14 protein-coding genes are annotated in these 17,403 nt (G+C 67.4%); 4 read left to right on the top strand and 10 right to left on the bottom strand.

All coding sequences use genetic code 11. From position 1 onward, the window contains the following. Positions 1–2 precede the first annotated feature (2 nt). Positions 3–965, bottom strand: coding sequence for an ABC transporter substrate-binding protein (locus VMT65_RS09380; protein ID WP_326307671.1), 963 nt, complete (start codon positions 963–965; stop codon positions 3–5). A 137-nt stretch (positions 966–1,102) separates the two neighbouring features. Here VMT65_RS09380 and VMT65_RS09385 point away from each other — a divergent pair, with 137 nt between their 5' ends. Next, complete coding sequence (locus VMT65_RS09385; RefSeq protein WP_326307672.1) at positions 1,103–2,152, top strand: LacI family DNA-binding transcriptional regulator; 1,050 nt, start codon at positions 1,103–1,105, stop codon at positions 2,150–2,152. Between the two features lie 42 nt (positions 2,153–2,194). Here the strand turns inward: VMT65_RS09385 and VMT65_RS09390 are convergent, their stop codons facing one another. The 7 genes from VMT65_RS09390 to araB are packed head-to-tail and all read right to left on the bottom strand — an operon-like array spanning position 2,195 to position 10,814. Next, a complete protein-coding gene (locus tag VMT65_RS09390) occupies positions 2,195–2,992 on the bottom strand; it encodes an aldose epimerase family protein (RefSeq protein WP_326307673.1) in 798 nt (265 codons plus the stop codon). Between the two features lie 19 nt (positions 2,993–3,011). After that, positions 3,012–4,334 (bottom strand): multiple monosaccharide ABC transporter permease, encoded by a 1,323-nt coding sequence (mmsB, locus tag VMT65_RS09395; protein ID WP_326307674.1) that lies wholly within the window; start codon positions 4,332–4,334, stop codon positions 3,012–3,014. Next, a complete protein-coding gene (gene mmsA, locus VMT65_RS09400; RefSeq protein WP_326307675.1) occupies positions 4,331–5,881 on the bottom strand; it encodes a multiple monosaccharide ABC transporter ATP-binding protein in 1,551 nt (516 codons plus the stop codon). The genes mmsB and mmsA overlap by 4 nt, the downstream gene beginning before the upstream one ends. Positions 5,882–5,901: 20 nt before the next feature. After that, a complete protein-coding gene (gene chvE, locus VMT65_RS09405; protein WP_326307676.1) occupies positions 5,902–6,996 on the bottom strand; it encodes a multiple monosaccharide ABC transporter substrate-binding protein in 1,095 nt (364 codons plus the stop codon). A 15-nt stretch (positions 6,997–7,011) separates the two neighbouring features. Next, positions 7,012–8,439 (bottom strand): L-fucose/L-arabinose isomerase family protein, encoded by a 1,428-nt coding sequence (locus tag VMT65_RS09410; protein WP_326307677.1) that lies wholly within the window; start codon positions 8,437–8,439, stop codon positions 7,012–7,014. A 42-nt stretch (positions 8,440–8,481) separates the two neighbouring features. Next, a complete protein-coding gene (locus VMT65_RS09415; protein ID WP_326307678.1) occupies positions 8,482–9,150 on the bottom strand; it encodes an L-ribulose-5-phosphate 4-epimerase in 669 nt (222 codons plus the stop codon). Further along, complete coding sequence (gene araB / locus VMT65_RS09420; RefSeq protein ID WP_326307679.1) at positions 9,147–10,814, bottom strand: ribulokinase; 1,668 nt, start codon at positions 10,812–10,814, stop codon at positions 9,147–9,149. Before araB ends, VMT65_RS09415 begins: the two co-directional genes overlap by 4 nt. Before the next feature lie 385 nt (positions 10,815–11,199). On the opposite strand from araB, the gene VMT65_RS09425 reads away from it, so the two are divergent. Then, entirely contained in the window at positions 11,200–11,427 is a 228-nt protein-coding gene (locus VMT65_RS09425; RefSeq protein WP_326307680.1) for a hypothetical protein, read from the top strand. An 18-nt stretch (positions 11,428–11,445) separates the two neighbouring features. Here the strand turns inward: VMT65_RS09425 and VMT65_RS09430 are convergent, their stop codons facing one another. Then, the gene (locus VMT65_RS09430; RefSeq protein ID WP_442790237.1) at positions 11,446–11,931 is read right to left on the bottom strand and encodes a MarR family winged helix-turn-helix transcriptional regulator; all 486 of its coding nucleotides are present in this window, start codon (positions 11,929–11,931) and stop codon (positions 11,446–11,448) included. Positions 11,932–12,149: 218 nt separating this feature from the next. Here VMT65_RS09430 and VMT65_RS09435 point away from each other — a divergent pair, with 218 nt between their 5' ends. Both VMT65_RS09435 and VMT65_RS09440 read left to right on the top strand, forming a co-directional pair. Then, positions 12,150–14,339 (top strand): hypothetical protein, encoded by a 2,190-nt coding sequence (locus VMT65_RS09435; protein WP_326307682.1) that lies wholly within the window; start codon positions 12,150–12,152, stop codon positions 14,337–14,339. Between the two features lie 86 nt (positions 14,340–14,425). Continuing rightward, positions 14,426–16,228, top strand: coding sequence for a chloride channel protein (locus VMT65_RS09440; protein WP_326307683.1), 1,803 nt, complete (start codon positions 14,426–14,428; stop codon positions 16,226–16,228). On the opposite strand, the gene VMT65_RS09445 is transcribed toward VMT65_RS09440, so the two are convergent. Next, entirely contained in the window at positions 16,195–17,334 is a 1,140-nt protein-coding gene (locus VMT65_RS09445; RefSeq protein ID WP_326309132.1) for an alpha/beta hydrolase, read from the bottom strand. The genes VMT65_RS09440 and VMT65_RS09445 overlap by 34 nt on opposite strands. Positions 17,335–17,403: the final 69 nt, after the last annotated feature.

Below are 17,403 nucleotides of genomic sequence, written 5' to 3' on the forward strand. Positions count from 1 at the left end.
CCTCAGTACTTGCGGTTCGGCAGCGCCGCGGCGGCCTGCTCGGGGCCGAAGGTGGTTTCGGTGGTGACGATCCGGTGATCCACCGGCTGCCCCGCCTTGACCTTCTTGACCAGGTCCATCAGTTGGGGTCCGAGCAGCGGATTGCACTCGACGACATAGTTTTCCTTGCCGTCGACCAGGGCCTGCAACGCGTCGTGCACACCGTCGATGGACACGATCTTGATGTCCTTACCCGGCTTGAGCCCCGCCTCCTCGATGGCCTGGATCGCGCCCAGCGCCATATCGTCGTTGTGGGCGAAGAGCAGATCGATCTTCTGATGCGAGGCCAGGAACGCCTGCATGACCTCCTTGCCCTTGGCGCGGGTGAAATCACCGGTCTGCGAGGCCACGATCTTGAACTTGGGATCGGCCGCGATGAGATCCGAGAAGCCCTTCTTGCGGTCGATGGCCGGGGCCGAACCCGTGGTGCCCTGCAACTCGGCGATGTTAACGGTCTCATTCGAGCCCTTGTAGGCGTCGATCACCCACTGCGCGGCCTTCTTTCCCTCCTCGACGAAGTCCGAGCCGAGGAAGGTGGAGTACAGCGTGGGGTCCTTGGAGTCGACGGCGCGATCGGTGAGGATGACCGGGATCTTGGCGTCCTTGGCCTCCTTCAGCACGGTGTCCCACCCGGATTCGACCACCGGGGAGAACGCGATGACATCCACGTGCTGCTGGATGAACGACCGGATGGCCTTGATCTGATTTTCCTGCTTCTGTTGCGCGTCAGCGAATTTCAGGTTGATGCCGGCCTCCTTGGCGGAGTCCTGGATGGATTGGGTGTTGGCGGTGCGCCACCCGCTCTCGGCTCCGACCTGAGAGAAGCCGAGGGTGGTGCCACCACCACCGGATCCGCTTCCGCAGCCGGACACCGCGGCGGCGGTGAGAATAAGAGCGCTGGCGACGATGACAAGCCTCTTGTACACGAGGTGTCTCCCTTGCGACGAACAGTTGATGAGGGGGGAGGTCCTGATAGTGTTAACGCTCACATGGACGCCGTCAAGGGTCGAATCGAACCCCGTACCCTGAAGCGGACCGGCCGAGACAGCCGAAAGGTGCGGATGTGAGGGACAACGACAAGCTCGCCGACGGTGCTGCCGCGCAGCCCGCTCGACCCGCGGTCATGATCGATGTGGCCAAGCGGGCCGGGGTCTCTCATCAGACGGTGTCCCGGGTGCTCAACGACAGTCCGCGGGTGCGGCCCGAGACCCGCGAGCGGGTGCTGCGCGCGGTCGAGGAACTCGGCTACCGGCCCAATGCCATGGCTCGCGGCCTGGTGAGCCGTCGCTCGAAGGTGTTGGGGGTGGTCACCTTCGACACCGTCCTCTACGGTCCGGCGTCCATGCTGCTCGGCATCGAACGGGCGGCGCGGGCGGCCCACTACGGGGTCAGCATCGTGACCCTGCAGCGCGCCGATCGCGCCGAAGTCCTCGACGCCGTGGGCACTTTGGCCGATCAGGGGGTCGACGGCGTCATCATCATCGCCCCGCTGATGGTCGCGGCGGCGGCGCTGCACAGCCTGCCCGCCATGCTGCCCGCGGTCGCGGTGGAGGCCGGGCCGGACGCCGGACTGCCCTCGGCGTCGGTGGACCAGGTCGAAGGCGCGCGACTGGCGGTCCAGCATCTGCTGGATCTGGGCCACGAAACCGTTTGGCACATCTCGGGTCCCAACGGCTGGCTCGAATCCCGCGATCGCGTCGATGGGTGGCGGCAGACCCTGCAGGCAGCGGGCGCGTCGGTGCCGCCGATCATTGCCGGGGACTGGAGCGCGCGGTCCGGTTACGAGGCGGGTCCGGTGTTGGCCGCGCAGCCCGGCGTGACCGCGGTCTTCGCGGCCAATGACCAGATGGCGCTGGGTTTGTTGCGCGCCTTCGCCGAACGCGGGCTGCGGGTGCCGGAGGACATCTCCGTGGTCGGCTTCGACGACATCCCCGAAGCCGCCTACCTGTCTCCTCCCCTGACCACGGTGCGGCAGGATTTCGACGAGGTCGGCCGCCGCAGTATGCGAATGCTGCTGGGGCTCATCGAATCCGACGGGACGCGCACGGATTCTCCGCAGGTGGTACCCACCCTGGTCGTGCGCGACAGCACCGGCGCACCGCGCTCACGGTAGGCCGAATACCGGTGCGCCGCAATCAGCCTAGGCGCACCGGTGTCAGAAACGCTCCCAGCTCCAGCTGGCCTCGACCGTGAGCGGGGATTCCGGCGTGACCAGCCGGGGCATGGTGTTCAATCCATTGGGCGGCCCCGATTGCGGCTCGACGCAGACCGCTTCGGGCTCCATGTCGTAGACGACCACCCACTGTTCGGGGCTGCGCACGGTCAGCCGCAGCTGCCCCGGCCAGTTCAGTGCGACCCGCACCCCGTCGGGCGTGCCGAAGCAGTCGTCCCAGGGGCCGGGTCGCGGCTCGATCCGCTCGCCGGTCGGCAGATAGTCGGGCCCGCGCAATTCCTGCCAGCTCGGGGTGAAGTCGATCCGGACGGGCTCCCCGTCCGGATCGAGGGAGCGCTTGAACCAGGGATGCCATCCGGCTTGCGCGGGAAAGGGATCCGCGTCGGCCTCCACGACGAATCCCAGTGTGAGCCCGTCCGCGGTGAGCGCGAATCGCTGGGTGACCCGTCCGGGGAACGGCCAGGGCTCCGTGAGCGACTGCACCAGGGTCGCAGCGGTATTGGTCTGTTCCGTCACCTTCCACGCGTTGTCGCGAACCGTGCCGTGGATGGCGTGGGGCGCGGCATTGCGCGGCAGCTGATAGGTGCCCGCGTCGGTGACCAAGTGCCCCTCGGCGAGGCGACCGCACCACGGTGCCATGGGAAAGCAGCCATATCGGTCGCCCTGCCGCAGGAGCTCGCGTCCGCCGATCTCCAGGCCGGTGATCACTCCCCCGCGCCCTGGCGCGAGCCGCAGTCGGACGTCGGCGGTTTCCAAGGTCAGAATGTCGGGCTGGCTCAAGGCAATCGGTCCTCCGGTCTCACGCCGCGGCGCGCTTCTTGTTATAGACGTCGAAGGCCACCGCCGCGAGCAATACCAGTCCCTTGATCACCAACTGCCAGTCGCTGCCCACGCCGAGCATGGACATGCCGTTGTTCATCACGCCCATGACCAGCGCGCCGACAATGGCTCCGACCACGGTGCCGATGCCGCCGCTGGCCGACGCGCCGCCCACGAATGCCGCCGCGATGGCGTCCAATTCGAAGTTCTGCCCGGCCTTGGGGGTGGCCGCGCCGAGGCGCGCGGCGAAGATGATGCCCGCCAGCGCCGCGAGCACACCCATGTTCACGAAGACCCAGAAGGTGTTGCGGCGGGTGTTGACTCCCGACAGCGCGGCGGCCTTCTCGTTGCCGCCGACGGCGTAGATGCGGCGACCGATCACCGTGCGGTTCATGACGAACGAGTACACGACGATGAGCACCACCAGAATCAGTCCGATGACCGGCAGGCCGTTGTAGGACGCCAGCACGAATCCGGATGCCCCGATCACCGCGCCCAGCGCCACCAGCTTGGCCACGAACACCGCGCGCGGCCCGGCGGGCAGGCCGTACGAGCGGCGTCGCCGTCGCATCCGCAGCTGCGTCCACACCAGCGCGGCAATGGCCGCGACCGCCAGCAGCAGCGTGAGGCCGTGCAGCTCACCGGTTTTCAGCCGCACCACGACACCGTGCCGGAAGCCGTCGAAGACCAGGGCGTGAATCGGCAGCCAGTTGGGCAGATAGCCCGCCGCGATGCTCACGAAGCCCTGCGGGAAGGGCCCGATCGACTGTCCCTGCAGCACCAGCTGCGCGAGTCCGCGGAACAGCAGCATGCCGCCCAGGGTCACGATGAACGCCGGGATCTTGACGTAGGCGATCCAATACCCTTGCCACACACCGATGATCGCGCCCAGCGCCAGTCCCGCCACCACCACGACCGGCCACGGCCAGTGCCAGTGCGCGATGGCGATGCCGGTGAGCGCGCCGACCAGGGCGCACACCGAACCGACGGACAGATCGATGTGCCCGTTGATGATCACCAGCATCATGCCGATGGCCAGCACCAGGATGTAGCCGTTCTGCAGGATCACATTCGTGACATTGAGCGGCGTCAGCAGGCTCACGCCGTCGCTGAGCCGGGCCGTGGTGAGGCCCTGGAACAGCAGCGTGATCGCCACCAGGGCGACGATCATGCCGTATTGACGGACATTGCCGCGCAAGGCGTTTCGCACGCTGTCCAGCACACCGCCCCGGTCCTGCGCCGCGGCATTGGCGACAATGGCCTCGGCGTTCGCGCCGTCCTTCAGTTTGTCGAGCAGGGTCATTCCTGGCTCACCTCCACCGGGCTCGCGCCGCGGGTCATCAATCGCATGAGTGCCTCCTGGGTGGCGTCGGCGGCGGCCAGTTCACCGGTGATGCGGCCCTGGCTCATGGCGTAGATCCGGTCGCACAGGCCCAGCAGTTCCGGCAGTTCCGACGAGATCACCAGCACGCCTTTGCCTTCCGCCGCGAGTTCTCGAATGATCAGGTAGATCTCGTATTTCGCGCCCACGTCGATGCCGCGCGTGGGCTCGTCGAGAATGAGCAGGTCGGGTTGGGTGAAGATCCATTTGCCCAGCACCACCTTCTGCTGGTTGCCACCCGAGAGGGTGCCGACCTTGGCGAACACCGTGGGCGCTTTCACCGTGAGACGGGTGCGCAGCTCCTCGGCCGCGGCCACCTCGGCGTGGGTGTCGATCACCGCGTTGCGCGACACCGCCGCCAGATTGGCGAGGGTGAGGTTGCGGCGAATGTCCTCGTCGAGGATCAACCCGAGCTGTTTGCGGTCCTCGGACACGTAGGCGATGCCAGCGTCGATGGCCTGTGGCACCGTCGAAACCGGCACCGGCGCACCGTCTTTGCGGACGGTGCCGCGAATATTGCGGCCGTAGGAGTGCCCGAACACGCTCATGGCCAGCTCGGTGCGGCCCGCGCCCATGAGCCCGGCCAGCCCGACGATCTCACCGCGTCGCACCCGCAGCGACGCGTCCCGCACCACCTGCCGGCCGGCGATGGTGGGGTGATCGACGTTCCAGTCCTCGATGTCGAAGAACACCTCCCCGATCGCCGAGTCCGGTCGCGGCGGGAAGCGGTGGTCCAGATCGCGGCCCACCATGCCCTTGATGATCCGGTCCTCGGTGACGGTGCCGTCCACCTCGAGGGTCTCGATGGTGTGCCCGTCACGCAGCACGGTGATGGTGTCGGCGACCTCGAGCACCTCGTTCAGCTTGTGCGAGATAAGAATCGAGGTGATCTCCTGGGCGCGCAGCTCCCGCAGCAGGGCCAGCAGGCTGTCGCTGTCGGCCTGGTTGAGGGCGGCGGTGGGCTCGTCGAGGATCAGTAGGCGGACCTGTTTGGCCAGTGCCTTGGCGATCTCCACGAGTTGCTGTTTGCCGACACCGAGGGTGGCGACCAGGGTTTCGGGGTCCTCGATCAGTCCGACCCGCTCCATGAGCGCCATGGCCTGCCGGTTGGTCTCCTGCCAGTCGAGGATGCCGGCGCGGGTGCGCTCGTTGCCGAGGAAGATGTTCTCGGCGATGGACAGCTGCGGCACCAGCGCGAGCTCCTGGTGGATGATGGCGATGCCCGCGGCCTCGCTGTGCCGGATGTCCTTGAAGGCCATCTCGGCGCCGTCCACCAGGATTCGCCCACTGTAGGAGCCGTGCGGATAGACCCCCGACAGCACCTTCATCAGGGTCGATTTGCCCGCGCCGTTCTCGCCGACCAGGGCGTGGATCTCGCCGCGGGCGACGGAGAAGTCGACCTCGTCGAGGGCCTTCACGCCCGGGAATTCCATTGTTATGGAGCGCATTTCGAGAATATTGGCCGACATCGCCCGCTCCTTCCCGGCCGCTATTGCAGGTCCTTGTCGGTGTAGTATCCGGTGTCGATGAGCGCGGCCCGGTAGTTGGACTTGTCCACCGAAACCGGTTGCAGCAGATACGCGGGCACCTTCTTCGCACCGTTGTCGTAGGAGGAGGTGTCATTGGTTTCCGGGGTGCCGCCGGTGAGGATGGCGTGGGTCATCTGCACGGCGCGCTTGGCCAGTTCACGGGTGTCCTTGAACACCGTCTGGGTCTGCTCCCCCGCGATGATCGATTTCACCGATGCCCGCTCCGCGTCCTGGCCGGTGACGATCGGCATCTTCTTGGCGCCCCCGTAGCCGACGGCCTTGAGCGCGGACAGGATTCCGATCGACAGCCCGTCGTACGGCGAGAGCACCGCGTCGACATTCGCGGCGGCGTAGTGCGCCGAGAGCAGATTCTCCATGCGGGACTGCGCGGTCGCGCCGTCCCAGCGCAGCGTGGTGACCTGGTCGACATTGGTCTGCCCGGAGCGCACCACCAGCTTGCCCGCGTCGATGTGCGGTTTCAGCACCGACATCGCGCCGTTGAAGAAGAAGTAGGTGTTGTTGTCGTCGGGCGAACCGGCGAACAGCTCGATATTGAACGGCCCCTTGCCGTCTTTGAGCCCGAGATGGTCGGTAATGTAACTCGCCTGCAGCACACCGACTTTGAAGTTGTCGAAGGTCGCGTAGTAGTCGACATTGGCGGTGTCGCGAATGAGCCGGTCGTAGGCGATGACCGCGACCTTGTTCTGTTTGGCCTGCGCGAGCACCCCGGTCAGCGACTTGTTGTCGATGGCCGCGATCACCAGCGCCTTCGCGCCCTGGGTGAGCATGTTCTCGACCTGCGAGACCTGGGTCTCGATGACGTCTTCGGCGTACTGCAGGTCGGTGGTGTAGCCGAGATCCTTGAACTGGTTGACGATATTGTTCCCGTCGGCCACCCAGCGCTCGGAGGACTTGGTGGGCATGGCGATGCCGATGCGCCCGCCGCCCTTGCCGCCCGAGGTCGAACTGCCGCTGTCCACCGAACACGCGGCCGCCAGGAGGGCGAGTGATCCGCCCGCGACGGCGAAGAAGTCGCGGCGATTGATTCCGGTCATGTGCTGGCTCCTTGATCAGACCTGGACGAATTCGATGCCGGACAGGCGGCAGAACACGCGCCAATCCGCGGCGTGCCGACCGAGATTGAGCACCTGGTGGTGCGGGCCGCCCGCGGCGAGCCAGCCGTCCATGCAGGCGCGCACGCCGGTGTCGGGGCGGAATTGGCCGTAGGGCATCTCCAATTGCGGCAGCGGCGGCGCGTCCAGGACCTCGCCCTCGGCGACGACCAGGCGGAAGCGTTCGTCACCGAGGGAGACCAGGCAGGCCAGGGTGGCCGGGCCGGGGCGGTAGCGGAACAGGAAGGTCGGCGGGGCGTCGAGTTTGCCGATGCCGAGTTCGCGGTGGATGAGCCGCACCGGTTCGTCCGTGCGGGCGATGCGCCAATTGCCCTCGCCCATATGGCTCATCAGGATCGAGTCCGACGGGAAGTCCATGGCGTACATCTCGGTGAAATGCCCGTCGCCGATGAGTTGGTGTCCGGCGTAGACCATGGCGGCGGCCAGGGCATCGCCCTCCGCGCCGTAGCCGAAGCCCTTGGCCATCAGGCTCGAGGCGGCGGCCAGGGGCAGTCGCCGGAAGCGGCCGTCCTCGCCGATGGCGTCGAAGTGGGTCGAATACGCGCCGTAGCCGCGGTCGGAGAGGATGGCCTCGATGGCGATCTGCATGCGGGCGTGGTCCTCGCGTTCGAGATCGGTGAGCGCCTCGTCGACCGCGAAATGCGTGTTCTCCCAGTCGATGAGGGCCTTCACGGCGTCGTCGGGGACGTCGCGGGTGCCGCGGTAGAGGTCGCCGGGTGCGAGGTAGCTGATCTCGGGGCCCAGTGCCCGCAGCAGGGCGTTCTCGTCGACGCGGATGTCGCCCATATCGTTCATGGCGTAGCCGAAGACGCCCACCTTCAACGACTTCCAGGCGGTGACGGCGCGGGCCGCGCGGGCCCAGCGGTCCACCTCGTCGCGGAAACGGTCGCTGCGCCAGTCGTCGGTGAGGACCTCGAACGGGCGGTCGGCGCGGACCATGGCGTTGGCGGTGTCCTGCGCGCCGTGGATGCCCTGGTTGTAGGTCATATCGGCCATGTCCCAGGCCGCGGTGACGGCGGGCTCGGGCTGAATATTGGCCAGCAGCACCGGCATTCGGTTCTCGTTGAACAGCCGGGCCACGCGCATGGCGGGGCCGTAGGTCAACAGGACCACCATGACGCCGTCGAGGTCGGCATTGACGAACTCGCGCATGACCGATTCGGCGTCGGCGCGGTCCTTCACCGGGCGGCCGACCCGCCAGTCGGCGATATCGGCGAGCTGGTCGGCGATCGCCTCGGCGTACCCGGCCTGGCGTTCGGTGATGCCCGGGATCATGTCGTCGTAGAGCGCCTGCATGATGCCGAGCAGACCGATGCGGGGCTTGCGGGTCACGGCCGCGTCGGCCGGTGCCTGGGGTGCGGTCACAGGGGTAACTCCTTCATCAGAACGGTTGGCGCGGTGGCGCATTCAGCGCTGGCCGTACACGTTGCGGTAGCGGTCGTGCAGGCTGTCCACGTCCGCCTGCGGGATCGGAATCGGCTGGCCGATCTCGTGGGCCAGGTGCGCGGTGCGGGCCACGTCCTCGCACATGACGGCGGCCTTGAGCGCCGCGCGGGCATCGGCACCGATGGTGAACACGCCGTGGTTGCGCATCAGCACGGCCGGGGATCGTTGTCCGGCAAGGGTGTCCACGACGCCGCGGCCGATGGCGTCACCGCCGATCAGGGCGAACGGACCCACCGGGATCTCCCCGCCGAACTCGTCGGCCATGGCGGTGAGCACGCACGGAATCGGCTCGCCCCGCGCGGCCCAGGCGCTGGCGAACGACGAATGGGTGTGCGCCACACCGCCGATGTGGGGCATGTGCCGGTAGACGTAGGCGTGCGCGGCGGTGTCGCTGGACGGGGAAAGGTCGCCGTCGACCAGGTTGCCGTCGAAGTCGCACACCACCATCGACTCCGGGGTCAGGTCGTCGTAGGAGACGCCGCTGGGCTTGATGACCAGCAGTTCCGCGCCGGGCACCCGGGCGGACACATTGCCCGCGGTCCAGACCACCAGGTTCCAGCGCAGCAGTTCGCGATGCAGGTCGACCAGCTGCTCACGCAGACCGGCCACGGCGAGATCGAGGGTCGTCATCGGGTCACTACCTCCTGGCGTGCGGAATTGCGAATGCGCCGCAGCCGGTGCAGCACCTCGGTGCCGCCGCGGCCGAAATGGTCGTGCAGCGCGCGATATTCGGCGTAGAGGGCGTCATAGGCGGCCGCGCGGGCCGGGTCGGGGGTGTAGGCGGCCCGGTCCACCCGGCCCATCGCCGCCGACGCGGCGCGGACATCCGGGTACGCGCCCGCGGCGACCGCGGCATGGATGGCCGAGCCGAGCGCGCAACCCTGCTCGGAATCCAGCACCGACAGCGGCAGTCCGGTGACATCGGCGTAGATCTGCATGAGCAGGGCGTTTTTCACCAGGCCGCCCGCCACGATCAGCTCGCGCACGGAAACGCCCGCCGCGCCGAAGGTCTCGATGATGGTGCGGGTGCCGAAGGCGGTCGACTCGAGCAGGGCGCGGTAGATGTCCTCGGGCCGGGTGGCCAGTGTCAGACCGATCAGAACACCCGACAGGTCGTGGTCGACCAGCACGGATCGGTTGCCGCCCAGCCAGTCCAGGGCGAGCAGGCCGTGCTCACCGACGCGTTGCCGCGCGGCCAGGTCACCGAGGTAGGTGTGCAGGTCGGTGCCGAGGGCGGCGGCGCGATCGCCGTAGTCGATGGGCACCGCGTTGTCCACGAACCAGCCGAAGATGTCGCCCACCGCGCTCTGTCCGGCCTCGTAACCCCAACTGCCGCTGATGATTCCGCCGTCCACCACACCGCACATGCCCGGCACCTGCGCGAGGTGATCGGCATTCATCACATGGCAGGTGGAGGTGCCCATGACCGCGAGCAGCTGCCCGTCCCCGACGGCCTGCGCCGCGGGCGCGGTCACGTGCGCGTCGACATTGCCGACGGCGACCGCGATCCCGGGGCGCAGGCCGGTCCATCGCGCCGCCCGCTCGGTCAGGCCTCCGGCACGACCGCCGAGCGGCGACAGCGGATGGGCGAGCTTGCCGACGAAATCGGCGAAGCCCGGGTTCAGGGCGGTGAGATAGGCGGGTGAGGGCCAGGCACCATCCTGATACTGACCTTTGTACCCGGCGGTGCAGACATTGCGGGTCTCGCGGCCGCACAACTGCCAGACGATCCAGTCCGCCGCCTCGATGAAACGGGTTGCGGCGGCGTAGATCTCGGGGTCCTCCTCGAGGATCTGCAGGCCCTTGGCGAATTCCCACTCACTCGAGATCCGGCCGCCGTAGCGGCCGATCCAGGGTTCGCCGCGCTCGTGGGCGACCGCGGTGATGCGGTCGGCCTGGCCCTGCGCGGCGTGATGCTTCCACAGTTTCGGGTAGGCGTGCGGATGGTCCGCGAACCGCTCCAGCCGGCACAGCGGGGTGCCGTCCGCGGTGGTGGGCAGCACCGTACATGCCGTGAAATCCGTTGCTATCCCGATGATCTCATTCGGGTCGACTCCCGCGTTGCGCACCGCCTCGGGCACCGCGACACGCAGCACCTCGAGGTAGTCCGCGGGATCCTGTAGCGCCCAGTCCGGCGGCAACGGCGCACCGGTGGCGGGCAATTCGCGCTCGATCACGCCGTGCCGATATTCACAGACCGCCGTTCCCAGTTCCGCACCGTCGCGCACCCGCACGACCAGGGCGCGACCGGACAGCGTGCCGAAGTCGACACCGACGACGTACTTGTCGGCCATGTATTGCTCCCAGCTATGTTAACGCGCACATTGTTACCTATGACACCTCGTCGGTGTCAAGGTTCGGGCATCGACAGAAGCATCCGATCGATCTGAATTGGGCCGGATAGCAGCGGATATGCGACGGTCGCCGTTCAGCCGGGTATCACCGCCGGGATGAGTCACGCACCAGGAGCGTCGTGTTAACGCTCACCATCCGCGGCCGGGAGCGACAGCCGGTGCGACACAACGCGGTTCGATGCCAAATCGAGGCATAACGCAACTATTGCGCAATGCATGCTTTTGCTACTCTCGGAATACGCCTCAGGGGTGTGGCGACCGGCACGCCGACCGCACCAAGGGCTCGGGCGGACAGATGAATTCGCTACCGAGGAGCCGAGAGCCCATGACGCTGGACATTATTGCCTTCACCTTGGCCGCGCTTTATTTGGCCGCCGCCTTCGCCATGCTCACCATCGGCGTGATCGGCTTCCTGAATCCGCCGGTCGCCACACGCTGCCGGCGCTGTTCCCAGTGGATGACGGATTTACGGCGCGGACCCGCGCCGATCTGCCTGCGATGCCGCCTCCACCCCGCGTCGCCGTCCACCCGACAACCGGCTCCCCACGGGTGATTCGGGCGGTCGGTTCGATCAGAGCTGATAGCTGTCGACATCCAGGTCACGATGAGGTTCGCCGCCCGCGGCGGTGAACGCGGTGAGCGCACGCACCAGGCCGGAGCGATCCCGCTCCGGCATCCGCTCGACCACGGCGGCGATCTCACGCCGCCGATGGTCGGTCACCTGATCGACCACGCGGTGGCCGAGGGTGGTCAGTTCGATGATCAGCTCACGCCGGGAGTCCGGATTCGGCTTGCGGTTCACCAGACCGGCCGCCACCAGACGGTCGACCATCCGTGCCGCCGTGGACGGTTGGACGTTCAGCGCGTTCGAGAGCGTGACGACCTTCGACGGTCCGCGCGTGGACAGGATCACCAGGGTGCGGAACTGCGGAATGGTGATGGACTCGTCGACCAGCGCGATGGACCGCGCGGAGAGGGCGACCAGCAGCCGGGAGGCGGCCAGCAGCGCATCGGTGATCTCATCGGCGGACTCGCCGACCACCACATCCTTCGCCATCGTGACCACCTCCGCCAACCGGACATTCATCTACCCCCTCCATCCTGCCGTGTCGACCCGGATTTCGCGCAATGCGGCGCGGATCCAGCGCCGATTTCAACTCGAGCACACAGAAACTGTTGCATAATGCTTTGATCGGGTAGGGTCTCCGGCTCGTGGGAATTCGTGCGGCGTTCGAAGCTCGAATAGACGTGTGCCGGTGGGGATTTGCCACCGTCATGGGCGTGGTCGCGGGGTACGCGTCGGTGTTGTCGGCGAATCCGCGCCACTTCTACACCGACGACACCGAATCCCAGTACGGGCCGATGTGGGTCATGCTGGGACGGCATATGCACGAGGGCCGGTTCCCGGCCCTCGTGCCATGGGAGTGGATGTCGGGCAACTACGCCATGGAGGAGGCGGGCCTCTACAACCCGCCGCAGATGCTGGTCGACTGGTTCGCACCGGAATTCGACAATCTGGCGCTGTACGTGACGATCGTGAAGCTGATCTTCTCGATCATCGCCGCACTGGGCGTGTTCCGGGTCTGTCTCGCCTATGGGGCGCGCCCACCGTGGGCGACGGTGGCCGCCATCGCGTTTCCGCTCTCGGGCTGGTTTCTGTTCTTCGACGAGGCCAGCTGGGCGACCTCGCTCACCGGCACCGCGTGGATGCTGCACGCGTGGGCCTCCGCGATCCGCTACGTGCGCAGCGACTCCCGGAGCTGGACGCGCGGGCCGATCCCGGTGTTCGTGTTCCTGTACCTGGCGATCTCGGTGCAGTACGTCTTCCCGGCGGTCGAGGCCGCGCTGATGATCGCCGCGGTCGCCGTCGGCGAGGTCGTCCATCAGCGGGCGTGGCGACCGTCGCTGCGACTGCTGGCGGTGGCGGCGTGCGCCGGACTCGCCGGGTTGGAAACCTATCTACCCGGGATGCTGTCCTCACCGGTGACATGGCGCGGCAACGAACGCGTCCTCAACGAGGACTTCCTGAACGTGGGCTGGTCGGAATCGTTGAATGCCAGTCTGCCGAGCACGGTTCCGGCCTTCACCGGTTGGTGGGGATACGTGCAGCCGCTGCCCATGGTCTACATCGCCTGGTTCCTGATTCCCCTGCTGGCCTTCATCGACTGGTCGGCCATGCGGCAGGCCTGGCGCGAGCACACCGGGCTGGCGCTGTTCGCCCTGGGGTTTCTCATGTGGACCGCCGGGCCCGGGCGCATCGGTCCGCTGCGCTGGCCCGCGCGGGTGCTGCCGATGCTCGCGGTCGGGCTGCTGGTGCTGGTGTGTGTCGGGCTGTCCCGGTATGGGAGTTTCACCGACTGGCGGCGGCGCGGTACCGCCGCCGCCGTGCTGATCGGGCTGTTGTTCGTCCGATCCTTCTGTGCGGCACCGCATCTGGTGATTCGACATCTGGTCGCCACGGCGGTGGTGGCGGCGCTGAGCGCCGCGCTGGTGTGGCTGGCGCGCACGCGTGGCGTCGCGGCGGCGTGCGCGCTGGCGATCGTGGCCATGTTCCCCATCGCCTACGACCAGGTGCGCGTGCAGTCACCCACGCCGATGTCGTACCACTTCCCCGAAAAGCGTTCGGACATGACAAGCGCCTTCCCGCATTTCGACGGTGTCACACTGCAACTCGCCGACCGCGCCCTGGTGCCGCCCGCCGAGCAGTCGATCACCGGCGCGTGGGGTTCGCTGGCATTCGGCAACTACGCCAAGAACATGCACCTGAACTACGTGAACGCCTACACCCCGATCGGGTACCGGAAGTTCAGCAAACTGCTGTGCATGGGCTGGGACGGCAGCACCTGCCCGGCCGCATTCGGCGCGGCCTTCTCCGTCGAACCCACAACGGGGCGAAGCTATGTCGATCTGATGAAGGTGGATCGCGTTGTGCTGCAACGCGCCCAGTATCCGGACGCGGGCGACCACCCGGCCCCACCGGGCTGGAAGTGGGTCGACTACCCCGGCCACGAGCGCTACATCTGGGTGCTCGAACGCGAGGACGGCCCGATCTCGACCCATAACGGCTATATCGCCGACGCCCGGGGCGTCACGATCAGTCCGATCGGCCGCGACAGCATGAACAGCCACCTGCACGTCACCTCGGAGACGGGCGGGCAGATCGTGTTCGCCCGCCTGGCTTGGCCCGGCTACCGCGTCACCCTCGACGGCCACGACATCGGCTTCCACACCATCGCCGGAACCTTTGTCGCCGTGGACATTCCACCGGGCACCGAGAACGGCGAACTGGTCGTGTCCTGGCGACCACCGGGCTGGAAGATCGGGATCGCCACCGCCCTGCTCGGCCTGATCGGTCTGGGATTTCTGCACTGGGTGTACCGCCGCAGATCCGGCTGCACAGACCCGGATCCGGATCCGGACCGGTTCGAGCCGGTTACCGAGCCGTTGGCTCCAGTGCTTGTCTGATCGACCGAATCTCGCGTCCGATCCGACGACCAGTCTGTTCACACGCCCAGTTTTTGTGCATACGGCAACTATTGCATACTGCAATTATGTTGGTGCTCGACGGAGTCGCGCAGAATCGGCTCCGAATCTCGCTCGGTTCACGCAGGTCCTTTCTCGGCTGGCTGCGGGAGAGTTCGTCCGGAACTCTGATACTCGCGGTCGCCGTCGGCGCTGCCACCGGTCTCGCGGCGGTGGGTTTCCGCTACCTGATCACCGGGGCGACTCGGCTGTTCACCGGGTACGACGACTACTCCGGACTGGGCCGGGTGGCGTCCGCGCACTGGCCGACGCTCGGCTTCTGGTTCCTGCTGCTGGCCCCCGTCGTGGCCGGTGCCATCTACGGGCCGATCATCTACCGGTTCGCACCCGAAGCACGCGGCCACGGTGTACCCGAGGTGATGTACGCGGTCTCCGAGCGCGGCGGGCGCATCGCACCGCAGGTGGTCGTGCTCAAGGCGCTGGCCTCGGCGCTGTGCATCGGCGGTGGCGGTTCTGTGGGCCGCGAGGGGCCGATCGTGCAGATCGGTTCGGCCACGGGATCGACCATCGCGCAACTGATTCGGCTCGACACCCCGCGAGTGCGCTTGCTGGTCGCCTGCGGTGCGGCGGGCGGGATCGCCGCCACGTTCAACGCCCCGCTGGCCGGGCCGTTCTTCGCCATGGAACTCATCCTGCGCAACTTCGCCGCCGAATCCTTCGGCGCGGTAGTACTTTCCAGCGTCACCGCCAGCGTGATCGGCCGAGCCGTCCTCGGCGACACCGCGTTTCTGAGCCTGCCGGTCTTCGCGGTCCGCAACCCGATCGAATACCCGCTGTATCTGCTGCTGGGCCTGGTGGTCGGAATCATCGGCGTGTGCTTTTCCAAGGTGCTCTACCTGATCGAGGACCTCTGCGACTGGGCATGGCGCGGACCCGAATGGGCCAGGCCCGCCGTCGGTGGCCTGCTGCTCGGCGGGCTGCTCATCGCGCTGCCGCAGATGTACGGCGTCGGATATCCAGTGCTGGAGAACGCGGTCGAAGGCAAGTACCTGCTCGGCATGCTGGTGCTGCTGCTCATCGGGAAGATGGTGGCCACCAGCCTCACCATCGGCATCGGCGGTTCCGGCGGCGTCTTCGCACCCACCCTGTTCATCGGCGCGATGGCCGGTACGGCTTTCGGCGAGATCGTGCACCAAATCCTGCCCGCCGCAACCGAATCCCCCGGCGCGTACGGTCTGGTCGGGATGGCCGCCGCGCTCGGCGGCTCCACCCGGGCACCCATCACCGCGGTGATCATCCTGTTCGAGCTCACCGGTGAATACAGCATCATCCTGCCCCTCATGGCCGCCGTCGCCGTGGCGACCGGAGTCTCCAAACTCCTGTCGACCGACACCATCTACACCCGCAAACTCCTGCGCCGCGGCATCGACATCGAACGCCCACGCCACCCCTTCGCCGCGGTGACCGCCGCCGACGTAGCACAACCCATCTCCGAATCACTCTGGGAGAACGCGGACCTCGCCTCGGCAGCCAAAGCCCTCGAACGAACCCCGGGCGGAATCCTCCCGGTGGTCGACGACGGCGGCCGCTATCGCGGCTGCGTATCCGCCCGCGATGTCGCCGCATCCCTCGACACACCCGACCCACCGGCCACCGTCGCCACACTGATCCACATGCTGCCACCGGTCACCGCCGACACCGGCTTCCACGACGTGGTCACCGCCCTCGACGGCCACGGCGGCACCGGCCTTCCGGTGATCGACCCGGATCACACGGCCGTCATCGGCTGGGTGAACTACGAGCGGCTGCTCTCGGTCTTGCATCCCGCAGCGCACGTTCAGTGCGTAACCGCGCACCGAACCGCTGACTGACAGTTCGGCGACGAGATCGAGCCGGGCTGGGCCCCCGCCAAAGCCGTTGGGGCCGAGTCTTTCCGAGGTCGGCCGAGCTGGCTGTCGAGCCAGCCGAAGGCTTTCGGGTACATCGCACGCCAGGTGCCCCAGTTGTGGCCACCATCGTCGGCGATCACCGCGGGCGCGACCTGCGTGGGTGCCTTCGCGGCCGCGGCCAGCGCCTGTGCGTTGGCGACGGTGCTGAACGGATCGCGGCGGCTCGTCGCGACCAGCAGCGCCACCCGAGGGCCGGTGCCCGCCAAGCGAATCGGGTCGTTCAGCCGTCGCAGTGTGCGGCTGGGTACCACGTCCGGATCGCCGTGGAAGTCGTCGGGGCTGAAGCCGAGACCGGTGGCGAATCCGGTCGGATATTGCAGCGGCAATGAAATGGCACAGTAGCCGCCGGTCGAATCCCCGGCCATCGCCCAACCCGTCGGCTGGGTGAGCGCCCGGAAATGGGTTGTGACGAGATTGCGGACGTCCTGGGCCAGCCAAGTCGCGGTCTGCGGACCATGGGGGATGTTGGCGCAGTCGGTGTTCCCCGCGGGATCGACGCGGGGCATGACCAGAATCGCCGGAGCCAGTTCACCTTTGTCCATCATGTCGGCGAGTTCGGTGGTCGCGTGGCCGCCCTTGATCCAGGCCCGGGGCGTGCCCGGGACACCGTGCAGCAGCATGATCACCGGGAACCGGTAGTCCCCATACTCGGGCCGGTCGTATTGCGGTGGCGTCCAGACCAATACGCGCCCGCGCAGATGCGACAGCGGGCCTCGATAGTCGGCCTCGACGACTCGGTCCCCGAGATCGTGGAAATCGGCGGCGCCGGCACCCGGTCCCGCCGGAATGTCGGCGGATTGCTCACCGAGCAGATCGTGCCACGAGCTGTAGAGCGCGAAATCGTCGTTGACCCACAGGCCCACCGCCGCGACGGCGGTCACCTGACACAGGCCGATCATCAGCAGTCGCGCCAGCCACCGCACCGGCCGTGGACCCCGCACCGCGTTCCAGCCCGCCAAGGTCGCGATGACCGCCCCGACCGCCACGGCGATCGCGGTGAAGAACAGGCAGTCGCCGGTCAGGCTCATCACAGCACCGGAGGCTACCGGATAGATTCACAATGCAATAGTTGCACTCTGCCTTTTTCTGGCGCATGC

This window comes from Nocardia sp. CDC153 (assembly GCF_035818515.1).
Lineage (GTDB): Bacteria > Actinomycetota > Actinomycetes > Mycobacteriales > Mycobacteriaceae > Nocardia.